Origin of the sequence: Sulfobacillus thermosulfidooxidans DSM 9293 (assembly GCF_900176145.1) — a bacterium.
In the GTDB taxonomy this organism is placed as follows: domain Bacteria; phylum Bacillota; class Sulfobacillia; order Sulfobacillales; family Sulfobacillaceae; genus Sulfobacillus; species Sulfobacillus thermosulfidooxidans.
On the sequence record NZ_FWWY01000001.1, the window covers coordinates 2,108,913 to 2,131,065 of the forward strand.

Genomic DNA, 22,153 nt, shown 5'->3' on the forward strand with positions numbered 1-22,153 from the left:
TGAAGAGAGGCGAAGGTATGCAAATTCGACCATATCGTCCACAACAAGATTATCGCGACGTGCTAAATGCGCAATGTGACCTGTACAAAATTAATTTTCCGAAGTTTGTGTGTACGCCGGCATTTTTGGCCGACCAAGCTCAGCGTCTTCGGGCAGCAGCGCGTAGACCTTTTGAAAACGGCATTTTTGTTTTAGAAGATGGCTTGGACTTTGCGGGATTTGTATGGGTGGCATTGCGGATGGATTTACAGGGGACTTACGGTTCGATTGATCAAGTATATTTACGAGAACCTTACCGCAGGCGGGGATTCGGCAAGCTTTTGATGCAGGCCGCCCATGATTTTATTCGTAAGCAAGGGATTACCACGGCACGGCTGTATGTCACAGCGGATAACACGGATGCGGTTCATCTCTATGAGCGGGAAGGTTACCATACCACACGGCTCGAAATGGAACGGACGTTGTAAGCATAAACCATAACATGAACACCGCTGCCTCTCTAGCAGCGGTGTTTGTTCAACTTAGAAGCTCGGAACTGTGGAAGGCTCGGTAATCGGACCATTAGGTTCTTGGCCGATGGTGACATTTCTTGTCACAATGCGTCCTTGATCATTAACCGTGATGGTAATATGTTGCCCGACATGGGTTTTATCAATAATGCTCTTGAGCTGACTTGCCGACGTGACGGATTGGCCATTGACTGCCGTAATGACTTCCCCAGCGTATAATCCTGCATTTTGCGCGGGGCTATTCGGTTCCACATAAGCAATCACGACGCCTGTGCTGGTGGGCAAGCCATATTGTTGAGCCAAACTCTTGGAATCTGTGCCAATAAAGACACCGAGCCAAGGACGAATGACATGGCCATATTTCATCAGTTGCGGCAAAATTTCTTCCACGGTTGACGTCGGAATGGCAAAGCCAATCCCTTGTCCTTGCGTTGAGACCGCCGTGTTGATACCCACGACCTGTCCGGCTAAGTTGAGTAAGGGTCCGCCGCTGTTGCCAGGATTAATCGCGGCTGAGGTTTGAAGTAAGTTTCGGTAATGACGGTTGCCAATCGTCAAGGGACGCCCTTTAGCACTAATCACTCCTACGGTGACCGTATGACTGAGATCATAGGGATTACCAATGGCAATCGCCCAGGCACCCACAGGGGTTTGGTTTGAATTGCCTAACACCAGATACGGTAACGGTTTGGGAGCAGAAATTTTCAACACCGCGAGATCGGTGGCATAATCTGTCCCCACTCTTGTGGCGTTAAAGGGTTTGGAATATCCCGGTACATAAACTTGAATTTTGGTAGCCCCATGAATGACATGGTCGTTGGTCAGAAGATACCCCCGGCTGTTAATAAAGAATCCCGATCCAATATCTGTTTGAACCTCCGTTTGCGGAGTCATGGGGATGTTATTCCCAAAAATGGATCCAAAAAAAGGATTAAAGAAGGGTGATGAAGAAATCGATACAGACTGGGGCACTGTGGCGACGATTTTGACGACGGCCGGCCCGTCACGTTTGACCACATTGGAAATCGTATCCGGCCCTAAAGGTAATGTGGGTGGCGTGTAAGAGGCTACCGTGGCATAGGGTGTTTGGACTTTGGATTTAGAAATGATGGCGTTTGACGGATTCAGATGATCATAAGCGATGAGTCCGCCACTCACGGCCCCAGCACCAACAGCAAATCCAATCACGGCAGCGCTCAAGGTGCGTGCGATAGGGCGCATGATCATTCCTCCTTCACATGTTCCGTAAAGATCGCGAGTGATGTCTTTTCATGAGTAGTGTATCCAGCACTTGTTACAAAACCGTTACAAAATCTGGATGAGTTGACGTTTTCGGCAGGAATTTCTGTACTCGAAGACGAAGTCTTGAAATATTTCGATGGTGGTAGGTGAATGCTAGGTGAATATCTGGATCATTGACGACAATAAGGCTTTACTGGAATTGTTAATGTCGTCACTCGAAGACATGATGTGGCATCTCTATTCATTTTCTTGCGGTCAGGAAGTTCTAACTTTTCCATACCAGCCGATGAGTGCCCCCGATGTGGTGATTTTAGATTGGACCTTACCGGACTTACCCGCATCGATTGTTCTAGAACATATCAAGGCTCATTACCAGCACGTGCAAATCATTGTGATGTCCGGCAACTGGGATATCGAAGAACAATTGCCACCCTCTGCTCGCTGGTTGGGTAAACCTTTTCGTCTCACGACATTTCGGCAAATGGTGGCAGACGTTGCTTCTTCCGTCTAATCATAGTAATCATAAAAAATTCATAATATTGTAAGCCAAACCTTGCCAATTGAACGGTTTTTGTGGTAGGATACGACCGCATCCAAAAAAATTTTTGGTGGCTAATTTCTGAAATAGTGGTTACAATATTACTGATGACTTCAGGAATTCCTTTTCCGGAAGTTTGCACCCAAACTACCAATTTCCGGACCGCCAAACATAAATCTAACTCTCTTCGCGAGATAAATACGTGATTCTTCGAATGTTCCCAATTGGTTTTCGTAGAAATCTATGGATAATGGAGGCATACAATGGAGCGCGAACTGGCGCTAGAATTTGTGCGAGTGACTGAAGCCGCAGCTCTTGCGTCCGGTCACTTAATCGGACGCGGGGATAAAAACGGAGCTGATCAATTAGCTGTTGATGCCATGCGTTCTGTCTTGGACACGGTTCATATTCGGGGGACGGTGGTCATCGGCGAAGGCGAAATGGACGAAGCTCCCATGTTATATATCGGAGAACAAGTGGGGGCCGGTGATGGGGAAGAAGTCGACATTGCGGTCGATCCCTTGGAAGGCACCAATCTTGTTGCTAAAGGTATCCCGGGGGCTATTGCTGTCATGGCGGTGGCTAAGAAAGGTCATCTGCTTCATGCCCCGGATATGTATATGGAAAAAATCGTAGCTGGACCTGATGGGGTTGGCGTTGTACACTTGGATGCGCCGATTGAAGAAAATTTGCGTGAGCTCGCAAAAGCATCCGGTCGTGATGTGCGGGACTTGACCGTGGTTCTCTTGGATCGCGAACGCCACCAAGAAAAAATTCGCCGGATACGAGAAGCCGGTGCTCGCGTCAAATTAATTTCCGATGGGGATGTCTCCCCGGCCATAGCCGCCTGTCTCCCGCACTCGGGCGTTGATATGCTTGTGGGCAGCGGAGGAGCGCCTGAAGGCGTGATTGCCGCGGCGGCGGTGAAGTGTCTTGGAGGGACAATGCAAGGGCGTTTAATCCCTGAGGATGATGCGCAGCTCAAACGCTTGCATCAAATGGGTGTGACAGATGCCCAGCATGTTTTAACCTTGGATGATCTTGTCCGAGGTGATGACGCTTTTTATGTAGCCACAGGGATAACTGACGGAGATTTATTAAAGGGCGTGCAGTATGGAAAACGCTATGCAACGACCTATTCCGTCGTGATGCGTCTGAAGACAGGAACAGTGCGCTACATTACGACTCAACATCGAATGGACCGAATGGCTTCCAAATAAGCCATTCTTTAATAATGAGGAGGACAGACTGATTCATGGTCGGTGAAGGAACTCAAGAAGGCATGGTCACAGAACAGAGCAAGCCAAAGCGGCGTAGTTCACGTACAAAAAAGGCCGCGGTGGCTCAAGAAAGCACCACGACAACGGCTGAATCCGGGACCCCGAGTGTTGTCGCGGATGAGGCACAAGAGATAACCACAGAAAAAGCAAAAGCACCCAAGAAATCGCGCAAGAAAAAGACGGAGGCGTCTAGTTCTGTACCAGAGCCTGAGTCTTCATCCGTGCCCATTTCGGCGGCTCAGACGGCAGAGTCTACGACAAAGACTGAGGCAGAAGCAGCAAAGGGAACGAAATCGCGTTCCAAGCGTTCGACATCTAAGGCGAAAGCCGCCGAATCTGCCTCCGATCAAAACACCTCTGTCACGAGTCAGGAAGAAGAAGAGGTAAAACCCAAAAAGCGTACACGTAAGAAAACAACGACTACGCAAGCCGAAACTGATGCGGTAGAAAGCGCAACTACCGAAGCGGACAAGGCTATCGAGCCGACTATGGTTCCTTCTGCTGAAACCCCAGACAATCGTGATGGTAGCCAGCCGGAATCCGTGGAAACGGTCGAAGGTGACCAAGTTAAGGAAAATACGTTAAAGCAGGGCACGCTGGCACCTGAAGAACCTCTGGGAGAAGTAGCCAATGAGGCTCCGGCGTCTGCTCCAGCAGTGGCTAGCCCCTCTGAGCAGGTATCTGAGCAGGTAGTCGAAGAGAAAAAACCAGCGATTGAAGCTCAAGAGGCTGAGAAACAGGATATCGCGGAGGTATCCCCTGATCAAAGTTCCGCAAGTAATGTGCCCGCTGTAACGCCCCCTCCAGTTATTGTGAGTGAGAAACTCCCATTGACTGAAGTGACTGAAGAAGCGACTAAGGCCCCAGAGACGGTACCACAACCACCGACAACAGCGAATGGAGCAGCGGCACCCAATGGCAAAGCCGTCCAGACGTCCCGGGAAACACGACCGCGTAATGTTCCGGGCGGACAACCGTCGTCGCGTCGCGATTTGCCGCGTCCGACGAGGGAAAATCAACTTTCTATGGCTCAACTTGATGCCATGACTTTATTAGACCTCTATAAACTGGCTCGGTCTCTCAACGTCGAGAATTTCCGCTCTTATCGCAAGGGCGAGCTGATTTGGGAAATTCTTCGGGCCCGAACCCACAAAGACGGCTTCATTTTTGCTGAGGGTCTCTTGGATATCGTGGGTGATTACGGCTTTTTGCGGCCAACCGACTTTCAGCGGTCTCGCGAAGATGTGTATGTGTCCGCGTCTCAGATTCGCCGTTTTGATCTTCGATCGGGAGATAAAGTGTCAGGTCAAGCCCGTCCGCCCAAAGATGGCGAGCGTTACTTTGCCCTTTTGCGCGTGGAAGCCGTCAACGGGATGTCTCCGGAAAAGGCTTCGGAACGGCCGGATTTCGATGGGTTGACCCCGATTTTTCCGCAGCCTCGTTTTCATTTAGAAACCCAGCGGGATGACTTAGCATGCCGTTTAGTGGATATTGTGGCACCAATCGGTAAAGGACAACGTGGTTTGATTGTGGCACCGCCTAAGGCCGGTAAAACGGTATTATTGAAAAAATTAGCCAATGCCATTGCCACGAACCATCCCGATACGCATCTTATGGTGTTGTTGATCGATGAAAGGCCGGAAGAAGTGACCGATATGCAGCGCTCGGTAAAGGCCGAAGTCGCTAGCTCAACCTTTGACGAACCGCCAGAAGATCATATTCGCGTGGCAGAGATGGTATTGGAACGAGCAAAACGGTTAGTGGAGATGGGACAAGATGTCGTCATCTTCTTGGATTCCATTACCCGGTTAGCGCGGGCGTATAACCTCACCATTCCCGCTTCGGGTCGTACGTTGTCAGGAGGCATGGACCCCGCGGCATTGCACAAACCCAAACGGTTCTTTGGCGCGGCAAGAAAGGTCGAAGAAGGCGGCAGCTTGACAATCTTGGCCACGGCATTAGTCGATACCGGTTCCCGCATGGACGATGTGATTTATGAAGAATTCAAGGGCACCGGCAATATGGAACTGCATCTCGATCGCAAATTGGCTGAAAGACGCACGTTCCCTGCTGTTGACATCAAACGCTCTGGTACCCGGCGTGAAGACTTGTTGTTAACGCCTGAAGAACTTGATGTGGTGTGGTTATTGCGTAAGGCGACGCATAATCTTAAGGATATTGAAGCGACCGAACTGTTATTGCAAAATTTGCGAAGAACCAAATCGAATGCGGAATTTTTCCGCATGTTTGCGGCCACTCAAGGAGGATCGAATTAAGTGGACACGGGAGCCGAACATAAATCGGTAATTTTGCTGGTCGATGATGAGGATCACATTCGCGAGTTATGCCGCCTCTACCTTCAAAGTGCGGGATTTGAGGTGACAGAAGCGCAAGATGGGCCAAGCGCTCTTCAAAAACTCGAACAGCAAGACGTCGATTTAGTCGTTCTGGATATTATGTTACCGGGTATTGATGGATTTGAGGTATTAAAAACCATCCGGTCTCGGCAAGTTTGGCTCCCTGTGGTGATGTTGACCGCTGTCGGCGACGAAGAAGATCGCATTGCAGGACTGGAGCAAGGAGCCGATGATTATCTAATTAAGCCCTTTAGTCCTAAGGAATTGGTGGCCCGCGTTAAAGCCGTACTGCGCCGGGCTCAAAGTCCTATAGCCCCCGAAGAGATGGATGTCATTCGTTTTCCGGGGCTTATGCTTGATGCATCTCAGCGTTTGGCGACCGCGGGAGGTGAAGAACTCACATTGACCCCGAGAGAATTTGATTTATTGTGGTTTCTCGCGAGTCATCCCCAACAAGTTTTCAGCCGGGACCAATTACTCGATCGTGTCTGGGGATTTGATTTTGAGGGAGACGGCCGAACAGTTGATGTGCATATCACGCGCCTTCGGCAGAAATTATTGAAAACCCCGTCTCCTTATCAATATGTAGAAACCGTTTGGGGTCAAGGATACCGGTTTAAACCCCAGCCGCGTGAACAGTAGTGTTTAGACGACTGTGGTCCCGGACGCAAAAGAGCTTATCATCTCGCCTCATCTTTAGTCATGTGGCGGTCACGATTATGGTCCTCGCTATTGCCTTGGGGATTTCCAATATTACGTTTCGTAATTATTTGGTGGGGTCTCAAATAAAAAGCCTGGCGCAGCAAGGTCAAACCTTATCCCGCGTGATGCAAGGCTATTTTTCGGGCACGTTATATGGACCGGAAGCCGCTTATTTAATTCATGTCGTCCAAGGGACATTAAATGACCGGGTTTATGTTTTGGATAACACAGGACAGATCTTGTTGGAAACGGGCAATAATCAATTGCCTCAAGCTCCGTGGTCGCAAAATGTGTTGGCTCATGTGCTGATTAATGGTCAAGAGTTCCAGGGGATTTTAGAGGGTGGCAATCGTCGGCCAGAAGCCACAGCGGGTATCCCGGTGATTGTGCATGGACAAGTGGTGGGGGGCGTATTCCTTGAAGCGCCCCTCAGTAATTCCAATAAGACGGCGGCGTCATTAACCGGATTATTGCTGGTGGGAGAACTCGCCTCGATTGTCATGGCTGGAATTTTAGCTTATGGCTTCTCGAAACGGCTCACGAGTCCCTTAATTGCTCTACGGCAAACCGTATCCCAAATGGGCCGGGGAAATGACCAAGAAGAGATGCATGCTAAGATTGAGGGTCCCCAGGAAGTGCGTGATCTCGCTCAAGAATTCAACCGGATGAGCGACCGGATCCACCTGCAAATGATGCAACTGCGCAAAGAAGCTGAAGTGCGTGATACGCTATTAGCGCATGTCGCCCACGATTTGCGGACGCCCTTGACGTCCATTCGCGGATTTCTCGAAGCAATTCGCGACCATATGGTAGAGGGACCGGGTCTAGACCGGGCTGTCGAAGTGGCATGGGAAGAAACGCTTCGGTTAAAACGCCTCGTGGACCGGCTTCTAGCCGCGACTCGCATCCAAAGTGGAATTGGCAATAAAAGTCCTGTGCACGTGTCCACCTGGATTGAAACAACGTTAGAACGTGTAACCCCGTTGGCTCAAGAAACCCATCATCCTTTGATTTGGCGCCGACGTGATGATGCCGTCATTTTGGCGGTTGAGGATTACCTGGTGGAAGCCTTAATCAATGTCATTGATAATGCGGCGAAATGGGGACCAGCTGACACGCCGATTATTATCGACACGGTGCGAGACCAGGAGGAGCAGACGATTCATGTTTCGGTCAAAGATCAGGGTCCCGGGATTCCAGAAGAGATGTTAGACCATGTTTTCGAGCGTTTTGTTACGGGCGATAAGGCCCGGCGGGGATCGAGTGGGCTTGGTTTGTCGATCGTTTACGAAGTTATGCAACAACATGGGGGCCGGGTTCGAGCCCTAAACGATGCCGAGGGAGGAGCACTCATTATCATGACGTTACCCGTGCTCCCTGAAAGAGCATAAAGAATCAAAGGCCCCCCGTTAAGGAGGGCCTTTGATCATGGCAATCTTAGAATTTACGACGTCGTTGATTCAAGAACAGTCGGCAACCTCCGGAGCAAGCCAAAAAGCGTCTTCAAACTGACTTGAATCTCGGGTTCTTTGAGCATGCGTAACATACTTCCCAGCGTGACCTTACGCGAATCGGTTTGAGCCTCGGCAAATGCGTCCGTCAATTGCGCAAAAAGGTCCAGCCCGAGGTCTAAAAGGCCCGATGTTAAGGCTTGATTCAAAGCGTTCCCGGCTTGTTGGGCTACGGTGGCGAGACGCTCAATCATCACCGGGTTTAACGAATCTTTGATGGCCTTAGCGGTCGACGTTAACTCCACCAATGCGTTCCACGTTCCGTTTTTCTGCCACACGATAAGTTGATCCATCATGGTTAATAAGACGTGTTGGTTATCTAAGAGATGGTCAATCGCATGAAGCGCGTCGGAGTCCGTGGCCTTAGCGGCTAATGTGCCGAATTGGGACATTAACGTGCCAACCCTCTCCGCCATGGCGGGGGTAGCCGAATTTTTCACGGCGGTTAAGAGGGCTGTAAATTCGGTCAGCGCCTTCCAGGTCCCGTCTTGGTGCCATTGACCCAGCTGTGCTAGCATGTCGGTTAACGCAGCACTGTGGTCAAATGTTTCGGTTACGAGTGCTTTGGCATCGGGATCCGTCAATAGGGTAGCCAGATCCCCAGAATTTGCGAGTAAGGTACCTAGACGTTCGGCCATAGCGGGGGTAGCCGAATTTTTCACGGCAGTTAAAAGGGCCGTAAATTCGGTGAGCGCCTTCCACGTGCCATCTTGTTGCCACTGGGCTAACTGGTCTAGAGAGGTTTTGATTGTGTCGTGCCTTTCGATGACGGTATCTAACGCGTCCAGTGCCCCTGGCTCAGCCGCCCGTTGCGTTAACTGGCCTAAAGAGTTCAGCATATTGCCGATGCGCTCGGCCATGGCCGGCGTGGCACTATCTCTTAAGGCAGTCAGTAAGGCTGTCCATTCTCCGAGCGTTTCATTCGAAACCTGTATGGTTGCCATAGCTGGCCTCCTTATATTGCCACTGTGACGTTACAGAAGACCCGCGGGAGTTAACCAGTACATCCGGTTATAAGCGAGTTTGTACATGTGAATCATTTCTGTCGGCTCCGGCGGGTTAGGCGGATTGTTGTAATCAAAGGTAATGTATGTGGCGGATTTTAGACCGGTTTCAATGAAGCAGAAGACCTTACCATCATAGCGGATGGATCCCAGTCCTCCGCGAAGAAGATTAACTAGGTTGGCAGCTACAACGTCTGCTTCAAAGTGCGCGGTGGATCCCGCTTTACTAATGGGCAGATTGGTCGCATCTCCTAAAACAAAGATGTCGTCTGCGCCTTCCATGCGTAAGGTGTGGCGGTTAGTGGGAATCCACTTGCCGGCATCGCCGATTTCGGACCGTCCAATAACGTCTTGCCCGGTGTGCGGCGGAATCGCAACGAGAAGATCATAATCGAGGGTTTCGCCTTCGATGCTGGTAATCGTTTTGTTTTTAGGATCGACTTTTTCGGGGTTAAAAAACACATGGGATTCAATATGCCGTTCCTCAAATACTGGGGCTGCCCATTTCGCCACCGGTTCTAATGAGTGCAACCGGCCAATGGGATAGGTATAAACGACTTCGGTCTTGTCGCCGATGCCTTTGGCTTTGGCCCATTCTTGCACCATGAACGTGAACTCTAAGGGAGCCACGGGGCATTTGTGCGGCACGCCAACGGTTACAACAATGCGACCACCGTTGAAGTCGTGCAACGCTTGACGGAGTTTCAGTGCGCCTTCTTCCGTGTAAAAAATATGTCCGCCTTCGGGAAGTCCAGCAATTTGTTCTGGGGCAGGACGGCTACCTGTGGCAATGACTAGATAGTCATACGGGATCTTACTGCCATCAGCCATAATGACGGCTTTGCCATCGCGATCGATGCGATCGGCGGAGCCATGAACCAGTTTAACATGCCGATCCAAAATCTCGCGTTCGGGTTTCTTGGCTTCTGAGGGAACAACTTGGTCAAACGCCATATATAAAAACATGGGTTGATAGACGTGCTCTGCAGATTCGGAAATCACCGTAATTTCCACATCACCATGCTTCAATTCGGAACCCATTTGTCTGGCAACCTGGTTAGCCACGATCGTGCCACCAACGCCACCGCCTAAAATAACGACTTTCTGCATTGTTTTCTCCCCTTATTCCGAAGATTTGTAATAATTCGCCCAAAAACGGTTTGCGGGACAAGCGAGCTCTCTCACTTTATCGAATTGGAACAATGCGTTGGATCATGGACACTTAACGTAGTTTCTTGACTTGCACTTTATAAATGCCGCCATCTTCAATATTTTTCACGACTTCATGTCCGGCGCGCCCTACCCAGTCTGGAATATCCTTGGCGGAACCGGCATCTGAGGACCAAACTTCAAATATCGTTCCGACCGGTTCTTGGCGGATGCCCTTAATCAGTTCCATTAAGGGACCGGGACAGAAAGAACCGCGAGCATCAACAATCTTTACTTCATCAGCCATTATGTGCTCCCACCTTTTTTGTGCTGTGTTGATAATGTCTAAAAGGTATAAGTCGCTTCGCCTTCGACCTTAGCAAGAAATCCGGCGACACCAAGGGTTTCATCAAAAATATCGACGAGGTCGTCCAATTTCCAGTGATAGACATCCATTACTAGACCACAGGCATAAAGAATGACCTCACCGAAATCTTTAGCTTGTCGAAATAAATCAATGAAGGAATCTCCGCCGGTCTCAATAATAGTTCGAGCCACAGGGCCCTTAGTAATTTGAGAAGCGATTGCGGGATCCTTGTGAAAAGCGGGCAGTGCTTCCATGCTCACGAAGATTTTTACGGGTTTGCCGTAACTCGCGGCAACAGCTGTTAACATAGCGGCTGCTTGTAATTTGGCATAATCGCCAGACAGTAACATGATATTTATGGCTTGCGGATCAGCCATGCCTAATTCCTCCTTCCTGTATAGTCAATTCCTACAGGTTATATTGTATCATGCCATCTCCTCTAATTTAAACGATGAATATCGCGATTTTACCGGTTAATAATAACTTTGTCTAAATTTATTTTGTATGGATGATAACTTTACATGAATAGTCAAGTATTATTTAACGAGCATATAGCGAGTAGGGATCGGTGGACGAAATTAGTAAAATTGTGCACAAAATATATAAATGGGAAGAAAAAATCGTTCTCTGGAAGGATGCGTATTGCATAGGTTATGAAATGGTTCCATGAATAGATGACTCAAGATAACTATAAATATCCATCCGTAAGATCTTATATTCCTTAAACTATCCAAAAAGCCTTCACCTATTTTTTCGCTTTGCTCGGTATCTATATCATCATTATGATGAGCTCGTTTTCTTCTAATCTAAATGGTATGAGACGATCTATTTCCGCCGAGGTCGTTTAAAAAACGGTCTTTTATTCAGCCGCAATCACGAGAGATGGCGAGGGGTGACAGTCACCGGCGTCATATGCCAGTTTTGAATAACTCCCCTACGCCATCATGTGATAAGTCAGGACGGGACAAAATCCGGTTGTCGTTGACGTTGATCCCTTAACGGGTTAAGACATTGACCGTATTGGTATTATCGTTGGTGAAATAAACGAGCAGTTCCCCGTTATTGTCTAAGGCTACATACACGCCAAAGAGTGCGGATCCTGCTCCGGTGACAGGGTTGACTGGTGTTTTATCGAGTAGTCGTGCCGAAACGAGTTGCCCGGTGCGGGGATTGATTTCAATGGCTCGGTTATCGCCTTGGTTCACGGCGATTAGGTTTCCATTTTCGGGATTAAACCCGAGTCCTGCAGGCTTATTTAAGGGCGGCCCTTGATAAATTTTCAGTCCTGAACCGAGATCCGTTTGCGCTGTGCTCACGGGAGCCAATACGGAAATACTGTTGTCGGCGCCGTCGGCAATATACAGGGCATCGCCCATGGGAAGCCAAATCATGCCTTGAGGGCCAAATACGGTATTGATATTGGTCCCAACATGGGCAAAACCTGACCCAATTTGGAGGGTGACGGAATCCTCGTTGAAGTCAGGCGGGTGGAACTCGGTGAATCGGTCGATAGTACCGGACAGGACGTTGGTGGAAAAGAATGCAACCGGGAGCCCATAAAATTCGCCAAAGTTAAATTGCATGCCCCACGGACCATCAAAAAGATCACGATGAATATCTCCGCCTGAAAATAGGGTTCCATTGGGAGAAATGACCTGTACCAGGCCTTGACTGCCATCGGTGGCAAAGCCGTAGTCAGCAATCCACGTAGCGCCGAGATTGGAGGTCGAGATCGCAATGGGGGCCATGGCACCCGCAAAAAAACGTTCTGGACGGCCATTAACAATCCGTTCCAAGGTGCTTCCAAGCCCCATCACGCCGTTGGCGTTGTTGATATTGGATACCAAGAGGTCGCCGTGTTTCAGTATCGTGTTGGTATCATCAAAGGTATTGGGGGCCAATAACACGCCATAAGGATTTTGATCACCATTGACGGGATCAATGGTCGATGAAATGACCTGAATATGGGAGAGACTTCCGATTCGTCCCCGGGGAAAAGCGTCAGCGGAATACCAAAATACCGGATTAGAACGTCCTAGCGCGTAAAAGGTTTGAGGGCCGCAAATGCCATCGGCGGTAATGCCAAATGCCTCTTGGAAGTGTTTAACGGCATGACGGGTGACGGATCCAAAATAGCCATCGATGCGTCCAGAATAAAATCCAAGATTTTGCAAGATCACTTGCAGTCCGGCGGTGTCAAATCCGTTGATGCCTTCGTGTAATGTTCTGCCTCCGGTGATAGCCGTAATCCACAAGATATCAAACGTATCGGGTCCGACATTGCCATCAAACGCAATATCCCAGTGCCGATAGACAATATTGTCTCCTTGAAACGCCAGCACCGCTTTGGAGGTCGGCGTATCAAAATCGCCTGTCGCGGCTTGGTTGAGAATGGTAGCATAGCGAAGACAATTGAGGCGATTTTGAAGAACGATGACGTCGCCTCCTGTGATCGGGGCTGCAAGACTGCGCGAGCCAAAGGCGGGGCCGCCATACGCACGATTGTCTTGACCCATGACTCGGTAAGTTTGTGGTCCCACAATGCCGTCGACACAAATTCCAAAATAACTTTGTATATTCGCTGCTGCCTTTTGACTTTCGCGGTCAAAAACTCCTGTGATGGGAATTGGGGAACCCATGGGCCCATTGGGAGGGTTCATCAGCTCTAACAAGGTATTATAAAGGCGCTGAAACACTTTGACATCGGTTCCTGTCAAGAGGGGTCTTTTTAGCCGTAGTACACGAGAACCAAAGGGTACACGCGGCAACTGACCCGCAAAATTTCCCATAAGCTATTCCTCCTTCGGCTTTTTTAGCCTTCGGTGGAATAATATGGTGAATGAGGGAAAATGTGATAAAATCATCCAGAAATCATGAACGAGTTGTCATCTTGTCTTTATTCGCGAATTTTGTTAGAATATCCCGTGCATTTGGAGTGGTCCGGGAAGAAGGTGAGAGCATGAAGGATGGAATTCACCCGGCGTATCAGCGAACCACAGTGACTTGTGCTTGTGGGGCCGTTTATCATGTCGGATCAACGAAAACGAACTTACGTATTGAAATTTGTGGACAGTGCCACCCTCTATATACCGGGAAGCAGCGAATTGTCGACACCGGCGGACGTGTCGAGCGCTTCAAGAAGCGTTATGGTATGAAATAATCCCCGAACAGAGCCGGTGGCTCTGTTTTTTTGTGCGTGATAAGCAACCCAAGACATTGGGATAGATTTATAGAAAGAAGGTGGAAGGATGGATGATACGACGCGGGCGCGATTAGAGGCAGCCAAGGCGCATTATCATGAAGTCCAAGAAGTTTTGTCAGATCCTCAAGTCGCGTCGAATCCCGAGCTGTTACGGAAGTATGCTCAGGAATTAGCGGAATGGGAGGATGTCGTCAATCATTACGCGTCTTATTTATCGCTAAGCGAGGAGCTGGAAACTCTGAAGGAAATGGCGCGTGAAGAAACCGATGAACGGGGTTGGTTGGAACAGGAAATGGATAAGACCCGCCAACAATTGGATCGCGTCGAACAAGAGATTCAGCGCCTCTTAACACCTTCTGATCCCAACGATTCCAAAAATGTCATTATGGAAATCCGGGCCGGCGCGGGAGGCGAAGAAGCGGCGTTATTTGCCGCGGATTTATTTCGCCTTTATGTCCGGTATGCGGAGCGTCATGGATGGAAAACCGAATTATTGTCGGTCAATGAGACAGATATCGGTGGCTATAAAGAAATTATCTTTATGATTGAAGGAACTGGAGCCTATAGCCATCTTAAATTTGAACGCGGTGTGCACCGTGTTCAACGCGTTCCGGTCACCGAAGCCGGTGGACGCATTCATACCTCAACGGTGACGGTTGCTGTTTTGCCAGAAGTTGAGGAAGTCGAAGTGAACATTGATCCCGATGATTTGCGTATCGATACAATGCGTTCAAGTGGAGCGGGTGGACAGCATGTGAACAAGACCGAGTCGGCGGTGCGGATTACTCATATTCCCACCGGTATCGTTGTCTCTTGCCAAGACGAAAAATCGCAATTGAAAAACCGGGATAAGGCGATGAAGGTTTTGCGGGCCCGTCTGAAGAACCTCTATGATTCGACACAAGCTAAAGAAATCGCGGATGAGAGACGTCAGCAAGTAGGGACTGGCGATCGCTCTGAACGGATTCGCACCTATAATTTTCCTCAAGGTCGCGTGACCGATCACCGCGTAGGAATTACCTTGCACCAGCTTGAAGAGGTTTTAGATGGCGACATCGAAGAAATTATTTCAGCTTTACAAGCTCAAGAACAAGAAGAACGGTTACAGCACGAATCATGAAAGACGATTGGAAAGTCCTAGTAAGAGAAGCCGCTCGTGAACTGCAAAAGGCGGGGATTGACGAACCTTATGCCGAAGCGGAGCAACTATGGTATCAGGTTTCGGGAACCACTATGACCGAGTGGCTACTAGGGCGGGGACAAATTACTCAAAGTCTTTTGCAAAAATATCATGCCGCCGTGAGTCGTCGGGTAAAGCGCGTGCCCTTTCACTATATTACGGGAACACGGGAATTTATGGGGCTCACGTTTCACGTTGATCCCCGGGTCCTTATTCCCCGGCCGGAAACCGAACATCTTGTCGAACGGGTTTTGCGAGATGCCTCTCATGAATCCTTAACTATTGTTGATGTCGGCACCGGAAGTGGGGCAATTGCCGTAAGCTTAGCCCATTTTGGATCACCTTTATGGCAGATTATTGCCACAGACGTGAGCCAAGAGGCTTTGCATGTGGCCAAAGAAAACGCCAAGAAAATCCTCTCCCACGGGGAGATTCGTTTTGTCCACAGTGATTTATTATCCGCGTTAAAGGGCCCTATCGATATTGTGGTGGCAAATTTGCCTTACGTGGCAGACACCCAGGCTCAACATCTTATGCCGGAATTATCTTATGAGCCGGACTTAGCACTGTACGCCAGTGATCAAGGTCTTAGCATAATTCGCCGTCTCATTGAGCAATTGCCCGCAAAACTCGCGTCTTCAGGATGTGTATACTTAGAAATAGGTCAGGGACAGGCAGATGCCGTGGAAAAAATGTTCCAAGCGCAAGGACTTCGTGTTTTGCCCAGAACCCAGGATTTGGCGGGGATTGATAGGGTTGTCGCGGCTAAGAAATGGGAACCGGGCTTTGAGGCATGAGCCGTCACAGAGGGTAAATACCGTTAAATAAGGAGAATAGGAGGATATCCATGGCCCAAGAAATCACAGCGGAAGAATTGGCGCATCGCCTAAGGCATGTTGATCCCGATCATCCCATAATTGTTATTGATGTCCGTTTAGGGCAAATTGGTGCGATTCCCGGTGCTCAGCATGTTCCCGTTACGGATTTAGAAGATCAACCCTGGGACTGGGATCCGGACGCCGAACTGGTCGTATATTGCCAGCTGGGCAAAGGGGGCAGCGAATATGCTGCCGAGGTGCTCGAAGAACAAGGGTACCGTAAAGTTTACAAATTGGTCGGAGGCATGGAAGCCTGGGAGACGTATTTAAAGGAGCATCCGCAAGAGTCTTTCTAACGATGAAGAGCGCTCCCAGAATCCGCCCAGGGAAAAGGGGGCAAAAATGATGACGGAAGCGCAAATTTCTCTGGGGGCCCTCGCGCTATTATATGTGTTCTTGATTGGCGACTGGTTTCACCGGGCCTGGGCGGCTTTGGGGGTTGCGGTCCTTTTAGTCTTATTGCATGTCATTACTATTCGCGAAGCATTGTCCTCTATCGATATCAATACCATTAGTTTGCTTTTGGGCATGATGGTCTTGGTAGGCCTTTTAGGGCAAGCCGGATTATTTTTTCGCTTTGGGTTAAAGGCGCGCCAGATTGCCCAGGGGGAACCGCGGCGGCTTTTATGGGTCTTTTTTATTCTCACTGCGGTGATTTCGGCGTTTTTGGATAACGTGACAACGATTCTGTTATTGTCGCCGGCTTTGTTTCGCGCCGCCGAAGGGATGGATTTGGATCCGGTTCCCTTTTTGATGGCCATGGTGGCTGCGTCCAATTTGGGCGGACTCGGGACCCTCATTGGGGATCCGCCGAATATTCTCATTGGTACCGCAGCTAATTTATCGTTTAATGCCTTTATTGCCATGTTAGGCTTACCCGCCTTGATTTTACTGATTGGGGTCGCTGTCACTTTGCCTTGGCGTTTCAAATGGGAAAAAAACCCTCAGGGCGTGGTGGTGGATCCCTACCAAGTACCCGGCGAATTTCCTTTAGCACACCGGTTAATGCCGCTGTTGGGGGTTTTAGGGCTAGTCCTTATCGCCTTTGTACTTCAACGTTTACTCCATGTGAGTTCAGGCCAAATAGCCATCGGCGGCGCTACACTAGGTCTTATCGTATCGGGACCCAGGGTCGGTCGATTTTGGACCATGGTGGATTGGGGAACTCTCGGCTTTTTTGTGGGCATATTTGTGTTGGTAGGTGCCTTAGAACATGGTGGAGTCATTAGTCATATTGCACGGTTTTTAGCAAGTCAGCAATTAGGAAATGGGCTTGCCCTTATTATTTTATTGGGGAGTGCTATATTGTCGGCACTGGTGGATAACGTGCCCTTGGTCGCGGCCATGATTCCTTTAATTCGAAATTTATTGCACCTCTATCCTGGGTATGGCATGGAATTATGGGTGGCTTTAGCCATGGGAGCGGCGATTGGCGGCAATGCGACCATTATTGGAGCGTCTGCGAATGTTGTGGCCCAAGGGTTGGCACAGGAACGAGGCTACTCGTTAAATTTTCGAAGGTATTTGCCTTTTGGACTACAAGTCTTTGCCGTGACCTTAATTTTGGGAACGCTTTATATTGCCGTGGTGGCTTAGGTCAGAATTCGGACTAGAGGGTATTGGGCTTGCAAGAAAGGGGCAGATTATGCAGACCGTCATGTTAACGGCAGACCAATTGGATCAAGCGATTGCGGCTTTAAAGCAGGGCGAGGTGGTGGCTTTTCCCACCGAAACCGTTTATGGTCTTGGGGCTGATGCGACCAATGAACAAGCCTGCCAAAAAATATTTCAAGCGAAAGGGCGCCCGGCTGACAATCCTCTTATCGTTCATGTTTTAGATCAAGATGGATTAGAAGCGGTTACGGGCGGTCGTGTTCCGTCAACAGCCCGTATTCTCGTCGAAAAGTTTTGGCCAGGACCTTTAACCGTGGTGGTCGCATCCAATGATAAGATCCCCCTCTCGGTGCGAGGAGGAATGCCAACGGTGGCCGTGAGAGCCCCAAGTCATCCCATTGCCCGGAAATTGATTGAAGGGCTAGGCCGTCCCATTGCAGCACCGAGTGCGAACCGATCGGGACGCCCCAGCCCCACGCGAGCATTAGATGTTTTTCACGATTTACAGGGACGGGTTCCTTTTATTATCGATGGGGGAGAAAGTTTTGTTGGCTTGGAATCGACGATTGTCGATTGTTCATTGCCTGAACCGGTCTTATTGCGCCCGGGATTTATTGGGCTTGAGACGTTAGAATCGGTATTAGGGCAAAGAGTGTTATTGCCCGGGGCTCATACACCGCATAAGGCACCGGGCATGAAATACCGTCATTATGCGCCCCAAGCTCCGGTAATTTGGATTAATATGAGAGAGGATCGTCGTATTGAGGAGACATTATCACACCTCAAACAGGAATTTGACCCGGTCGCGCTCTTAGCTCCTCAAAAATGGCAAGACTACCCGGTGTCATTCTTCCGAGTTTTGGGAGAAGGGGTAGACGAGGTGGCTCATGAGTTATTTACTGGGTTTCGAGAACTTGATAACAAGAAACCTGGGGCGATTGTGGTGATATGGCCTGAAGATGATAGCGGGGTAGGACTTGCCATCGCCAATCGTCTCGGTAAAGCTGCCTCAAGGCAGGTGAAAGAGTAATGGCTGATATTCCCAGAATCCTGTTTGTTTGTACGGGGAATACGTGCCGAAGTCCGATGGCTGAAGCATTATGGAAAGCCTTATGTCATGATCAGTGTGTGGTCGACTCGGCCGGGCTCGCGGCATGGCCTGGGCAAGCGGCTCAGGAATATGCCATAGAAGCGGTGAAACCCTATGGAGGGGACTTACAACATCATAGGTCCCAAGATCTCCGCGACGTGAGGGGAGAGTTTGACTGGATTTTTACCATGACAGGCTCACAAGCTGAGCAGTTAAAACATATGCGACCCGAATGGGAAGACAAAATTTTTGTTTTGCCACAGTTTTTAGGGGAAGAGGAAGACATCGCTGATCCCATTGGCACGAACCAGGTGTCTTATGATTCGCTGGCATGGCGGCTCTATCGCTTACTATCAGAGTTAAAAACGCGCCTTGTCGATGAAACATCATCGGCAAAGCCAGAAGACAGGGAGGAATAAATACATGCGAATCGCCGTGGGTGCAGATCATGCGGGATGGCCTTTAAAAGAAACGCTTGTGAATTACTTGATCGATAAGGGATGGGATGTGGAAGATTTCGGGACGTTTGGTCCTGAATCTGTCGATTATCCCGATTATGCGAACAAGGTGGCTCTAGCTGTAGCCAATGGCGATGCCGAACGCGGGCTACTGATTTGCGGCAGTGGACAAGGCATGTGCATTGTGGCCAACAAAACGCAAGGGGTTCGGGCATCATTAGCGCATGATGTGGTATCGGCCCGCTTGGCTCGTCAGCATAACGATGCCAATGTTTTGACCATGGGAGCTCGGTTTGTCGCGCCCGAATTGGCTGAAGAGATTTTATCGGTTTGGCTCGATACGCCGTATGAAGGGGGACGTCATGCCAGGCGCCTAGAGAAAATCGAGCAAATTGAGCGGCGGAGTATTTAAGGAATTTTCTAACAAAAGGTTGTCGTGCAACACTCAGGCGGCAACCTTTTGTGAATTTGATATATTTAACAAAGAAACGAGGAATTCGTATGTTAGTCGTCGTCGATCACCCGCTGATTAAGGTACACATAACTGTTCTGAGAGATCATATGACGGGAACGGATGAGTTTCGTTCACGTCTCACGGCATTAACGCGATTATTGGCGTTTCCTGTGCTTCAAGATTTGGACATTGTACCAATGACAGTGACAACCCCGTTGGCGCAAACTACGGGATATAAGCTGGATAAAGTTCCCGTACTTGTCCCGGTTTTGCGTGCCGGTTTGGGGATGGTCGAAGGATTTCGTGATGTGGTTCCCAATACTGTGGTATCCCATTTGGGAATGTACCGGGATCATCACACGTTAAAGCCGATTCGGTATTACAGTAATTTCCCGACTTCGTATCATGATCATCCGGTGATCTTGCTCGATCCGATGCTGGCGACAGGAGGATCGGCGGTTGACGCGTTAGATTATTTAAAGCAAGAGGGTGCGCAAAATATTCGTGTGGTGAGTATTATCAGCGCTCCCGAAGGAATTAAGAAAGTCGACGAGTGCCATCCCGATGTCAATGTATTTACGGCTCAACTGGATGAAGGATTGAATGATCTTGGATATATCCTTCCTGGCCTGGGAGATGCGGGAGATCGTCAATTTGGTACGGTCCTCGATTAATGTCGACACTTGGAATTTGATGAAACCTAGCCCGCCGTGTCTATTGACGGGCTATTGTGCCTGGACTATACTTATCGATCGTGAGGGTATCACCTTCATACCCATATTGGTATCTGCCGTATACTTGCAGACTGCCATGATCTTCCCGAAATTGGCCCAATTTGGCGGTAGAGACACTGCAGTGGTTTTCGCGCATCAGTCTCTTCAGCCAAGGCACGTGGTGGGAGTCTGCCTGGCGGGATTTGATAATTATGCCGATTATGGGCAAACTTTCAACCATTGAATTGTCCAAGAAGAGGGTGACTGACGACGGGATCAGAGAAGAACGGCAAACGTCCATTAACTGCAGCCCGCGGTATCGGAGTCGCGATGGCGCTGTCGATTCAACTGGTCTTTTCCGTCATCATCGGAGTGCTTCTCGGGCAATGGCTTGATAGGGTGCTGCACACTGCGCCACTTTTTACAGTGCTGGGTGTCCTCTTAGGTATAGGAGCTGGTATGTATGGAGTTTACCACCTGGCTCGGGTTCTCCTAAAGTGAACGAATTTTCAGCGCTTTGGCGAAAATCGGCTGCAGCGTCTCTAAGCCTCGCTTTGGTATTCGTGCTCATTGGATTGCTAGTGGCTTCGGGAAGGATGGTGTTTTGGAGCATTGCGGCAGGGATTCTCCCCGGTGTTGTGGATGTCGTAGGTCTCGGTCTTCGGTTGCCACTGTGGGCCCGGCTAAATGGACGAGCTGCGGTGGCCAGCATAAATTTAAGACTGCTGTCCAGACTGGTCCTCCTAGGGGTGTTTTTCTATGTGCTGCAGCATTATACGAGATTAGACCTTAGGTGGGCATTAGCGGGAATCTTTGTGCCTTACGCGATTTATCTAATTGGAGCGATTGTTAGCTCGCGGCACAAGGGGGTGAATGGATGAATTTTTCATTGACAGCCTTTCAATGGCCGCCCTTTATCACGGGCCTTTTAGCCATGCTGGTCGTACTCGCTTTCGGCCTGCTTGCGGTGCGCAACGTTAGTACAGCGGTGCCATCAGGAGCGCAAAACCTCCTCGAAAGCGCATTAGAGACGTTTCAGGATTTGGTCGGGCAAATGGCACCAAAGGAATTGGCGCCGAACTTAACATTACTTTCGTTAACTTTGTTTCTTTTGCTGGTTGTGGCAAACGTGCTGGGATTATTGCCGCTCCCTGGTATTGGAACACGCTGGATACACTCTCCCACAGCGTTTTTAAGTATGCCAGCCGGCTTGGCTATTGTGATTTTTTTGCTCATTCAATGGTCAGGTATTAAATATAAAGGACTTGGCGGTTTTCTCGTTGGCTGGTTTTGGAAACCCATACCGGTTTTCGGCTTTATTGTCAATGCACTTGAGCAGCTTGTCATGCCTGTCAGCTTGGCATTCCGGTTATTTGGCAATATCTTGGCGGGAGAATTGGTGTTGCGTATGACCACGAATCTGCCGCATGATGCCGCCGGATGGCTTGTTGTGGTGCTTGTTGGGACCCTTTGGCTGGTCTTTAGTTTAGTGATTTCCTTGATTCAGGCGTTGATTTTTACGATTCTCACAGTGGCGTATATGAGTATTCAAGCCAGTAGTGAGCATTGATGTTCGAAGTAAACCGGATAATGGAACCAAAATCTTAGATTATCGTCAAATTTCTAAATCTTTTAAGGAGGAATTGAGCGTGAGTTCACACGATATTTTGTTATTCATTGGAGCGTTAGCGGCGGCAGGCGGTGCGATTGGTGCCGGTATTGGTAACGGTTTAGTTATGGGGCGCATGGTTGAAGGAGTCGGTCGTCAACCAGAAGCTTTGGGTCGGTTGTTAACGTGGGCCTTAGTGGGTGTGGCGTTAGTTGAAGCGTGGCCGGTTATCACCTTCGTGCTCTTCGTGTTCACCAAAATCGGCTAGAAAGACTCGGAACCACTCAATCCTCATT

Annotated in this window: 25 protein-coding genes; 19 read left to right on the forward strand and 6 right to left on the reverse strand. The window is 49.3% G+C overall.

Features of this window, described 5'->3' with window-relative positions; genetic code table 11:
* The first annotated feature begins 17 nt into the window (after positions 1-17).
* Positions 18-467, forward strand: coding sequence for a GNAT family N-acetyltransferase (locus B8987_RS10600; RefSeq protein WP_020376120.1), 450 nt, complete (start codon positions 18-20; stop codon positions 465-467).
* A 54-nt stretch (positions 468-521) separates the two neighbouring features.
* Here the strand turns inward: B8987_RS10600 and B8987_RS10605 are convergent, their stop codons facing one another.
* On the reverse strand, positions 522-1,730 hold the full coding sequence (locus B8987_RS10605; protein WP_020376121.1) for a S1C family serine protease: 1,209 nt from the start codon (positions 1,728-1,730) through the stop codon (positions 522-524).
* Between the two features lie 178 nt (positions 1,731-1,908).
* Here B8987_RS10605 and B8987_RS10610 point away from each other — a divergent pair, with 178 nt between their 5' ends.
* From B8987_RS10610 to B8987_RS10630, 5 genes are all read left to right on the forward strand, one after another.
* Positions 1,909-2,262 carry a response regulator gene (locus B8987_RS10610; protein ID WP_084661505.1) on the forward strand — a complete coding sequence of 118 codons (354 nt, stop codon included), beginning with the start codon at positions 1,909-1,911 and terminating at the stop codon, positions 2,260-2,262.
* Between the two features lie 290 nt (positions 2,263-2,552).
* The gene (glpX, locus tag B8987_RS10615) at positions 2,553-3,509 is read left to right on the forward strand and encodes a class II fructose-bisphosphatase (RefSeq protein WP_076006120.1); all 957 of its coding nucleotides are present in this window, start codon (positions 2,553-2,555) and stop codon (positions 3,507-3,509) included.
* A gap of 35 nt (positions 3,510-3,544) precedes the next feature.
* Complete coding sequence (rho, locus tag B8987_RS10620; protein ID WP_084661506.1) at positions 3,545-5,845, forward strand: transcription termination factor Rho; 2,301 nt, start codon at positions 3,545-3,547, stop codon at positions 5,843-5,845.
* Positions 5,846-6,568 (forward strand): response regulator transcription factor, encoded by a 723-nt coding sequence (locus B8987_RS10625; protein WP_084661507.1) that lies wholly within the window; start codon positions 5,846-5,848, stop codon positions 6,566-6,568. It abuts the gene before it with no gap.
* Positions 6,568-8,019, forward strand: coding sequence for a sensor histidine kinase (locus tag B8987_RS10630; protein WP_084661508.1), 1,452 nt, complete (start codon positions 6,568-6,570; stop codon positions 8,017-8,019). Before B8987_RS10625 ends, B8987_RS10630 begins: the two co-directional genes overlap by 1 nt.
* 53 nt (positions 8,020-8,072) lie before the next feature.
* Here B8987_RS10630 and B8987_RS10635 read toward each other — a convergent pair whose 3' ends face one another.
* From B8987_RS10635 to B8987_RS10655, 5 genes are all read right to left on the reverse strand, one after another.
* Complete coding sequence (locus B8987_RS10635; RefSeq protein WP_084661509.1) at positions 8,073-9,083, reverse strand: DUF1641 domain-containing protein; 1,011 nt, start codon at positions 9,081-9,083, stop codon at positions 8,073-8,075.
* Between the two features lie 30 nt (positions 9,084-9,113).
* Entirely contained in the window at positions 9,114-10,253 is a 1,140-nt protein-coding gene (locus tag B8987_RS10640) for an NAD(P)/FAD-dependent oxidoreductase (protein WP_084661510.1), read from the reverse strand.
* A gap of 112 nt (positions 10,254-10,365) precedes the next feature.
* Complete coding sequence (locus B8987_RS10645) at positions 10,366-10,599, reverse strand: sulfurtransferase TusA family protein (protein WP_020376129.1); 234 nt, start codon at positions 10,597-10,599, stop codon at positions 10,366-10,368.
* A 38-nt stretch (positions 10,600-10,637) separates the two neighbouring features.
* The gene (locus B8987_RS10650) at positions 10,638-11,036 is read right to left on the reverse strand and encodes a DsrE family protein (protein WP_084661511.1); all 399 of its coding nucleotides are present in this window, start codon (positions 11,034-11,036) and stop codon (positions 10,638-10,640) included.
* Between the two features lie 618 nt (positions 11,037-11,654).
* Positions 11,655-13,448 (reverse strand): peptidoglycan-binding protein, encoded by a 1,794-nt coding sequence (locus B8987_RS10655; protein ID WP_084661512.1) that lies wholly within the window; start codon positions 13,446-13,448, stop codon positions 11,655-11,657.
* Between the two features lie 170 nt (positions 13,449-13,618).
* Between B8987_RS10655 and rpmE the strand changes: the two genes are divergently transcribed.
* The 13 genes from rpmE to atpE all read left to right on the forward strand — a co-directional run bounded on the left by rpmE (position 13,619) and on the right by atpE (position 22,125).
* The gene (gene rpmE / locus B8987_RS10660; RefSeq protein ID WP_028962076.1) at positions 13,619-13,819 is read left to right on the forward strand and encodes a 50S ribosomal protein L31; all 201 of its coding nucleotides are present in this window, start codon (positions 13,619-13,621) and stop codon (positions 13,817-13,819) included.
* Between the two features lie 88 nt (positions 13,820-13,907).
* Positions 13,908-14,981, forward strand: a complete 1,074-nt coding sequence (gene prfA, locus B8987_RS10665) for a peptide chain release factor 1 (protein WP_084661513.1) — start codon at positions 13,908-13,910, stop codon at positions 14,979-14,981.
* Positions 14,978-15,838, forward strand: coding sequence for a peptide chain release factor N(5)-glutamine methyltransferase (gene prmC, locus B8987_RS10670; RefSeq protein ID WP_084661514.1), 861 nt, complete (start codon positions 14,978-14,980; stop codon positions 15,836-15,838). The genes prfA and prmC overlap by 4 nt, the downstream gene beginning before the upstream one ends.
* Before the next feature lie 50 nt (positions 15,839-15,888).
* Complete coding sequence (locus B8987_RS10675; RefSeq protein ID WP_020376134.1) at positions 15,889-16,215, forward strand: rhodanese-like domain-containing protein; 327 nt, start codon at positions 15,889-15,891, stop codon at positions 16,213-16,215.
* 46 nt (positions 16,216-16,261) lie between these two features.
* On the forward strand, positions 16,262-17,515 hold the full coding sequence (locus tag B8987_RS10680; RefSeq protein WP_242940662.1) for an ArsB/NhaD family transporter: 1,254 nt from the start codon (positions 16,262-16,264) through the stop codon (positions 17,513-17,515).
* A gap of 49 nt (positions 17,516-17,564) precedes the next feature.
* Positions 17,565-18,563: an L-threonylcarbamoyladenylate synthase gene (locus B8987_RS10685; protein ID WP_084661516.1), complete on the forward strand. Its 999-nt coding sequence runs from the start codon at positions 17,565-17,567 to the stop codon at positions 18,561-18,563.
* The gene (locus B8987_RS10690; protein WP_084661517.1) at positions 18,563-19,042 is read left to right on the forward strand and encodes an arsenate reductase/protein-tyrosine-phosphatase family protein; all 480 of its coding nucleotides are present in this window, start codon (positions 18,563-18,565) and stop codon (positions 19,040-19,042) included. Before B8987_RS10685 ends, B8987_RS10690 begins: the two co-directional genes overlap by 1 nt.
* Before the next feature lie 4 nt (positions 19,043-19,046).
* Positions 19,047-19,493: a ribose 5-phosphate isomerase B gene (gene rpiB, locus B8987_RS10695; RefSeq protein WP_084661518.1), complete on the forward strand. Its 447-nt coding sequence runs from the start codon at positions 19,047-19,049 to the stop codon at positions 19,491-19,493.
* Positions 19,494-19,582: 89 nt separating this feature from the next.
* A complete protein-coding gene (gene upp / locus B8987_RS10700) occupies positions 19,583-20,209 on the forward strand; it encodes a uracil phosphoribosyltransferase (RefSeq protein ID WP_020376139.1) in 627 nt (208 codons plus the stop codon).
* Between the two features lie 369 nt (positions 20,210-20,578).
* The gene (locus tag B8987_RS10710) at positions 20,579-20,749 is read left to right on the forward strand and encodes an AtpZ/AtpI family protein (protein WP_020376141.1); all 171 of its coding nucleotides are present in this window, start codon (positions 20,579-20,581) and stop codon (positions 20,747-20,749) included.
* Complete coding sequence (locus B8987_RS10715) at positions 20,746-21,129, forward strand: hypothetical protein (RefSeq protein ID WP_076006031.1); 384 nt, start codon at positions 20,746-20,748, stop codon at positions 21,127-21,129. Before B8987_RS10710 ends, B8987_RS10715 begins: the two co-directional genes overlap by 4 nt.
* The gene (gene atpB / locus B8987_RS10720) at positions 21,126-21,818 is read left to right on the forward strand and encodes a F0F1 ATP synthase subunit A (RefSeq protein ID WP_028962083.1); all 693 of its coding nucleotides are present in this window, start codon (positions 21,126-21,128) and stop codon (positions 21,816-21,818) included. The genes B8987_RS10715 and atpB overlap by 4 nt, the downstream gene beginning before the upstream one ends.
* A gap of 79 nt (positions 21,819-21,897) precedes the next feature.
* Positions 21,898-22,125, forward strand: coding sequence for an ATP synthase F0 subunit C (atpE, locus tag B8987_RS10725; RefSeq protein WP_037912202.1), 228 nt, complete (start codon positions 21,898-21,900; stop codon positions 22,123-22,125).
* Positions 22,126-22,153: the final 28 nt, after the last annotated feature.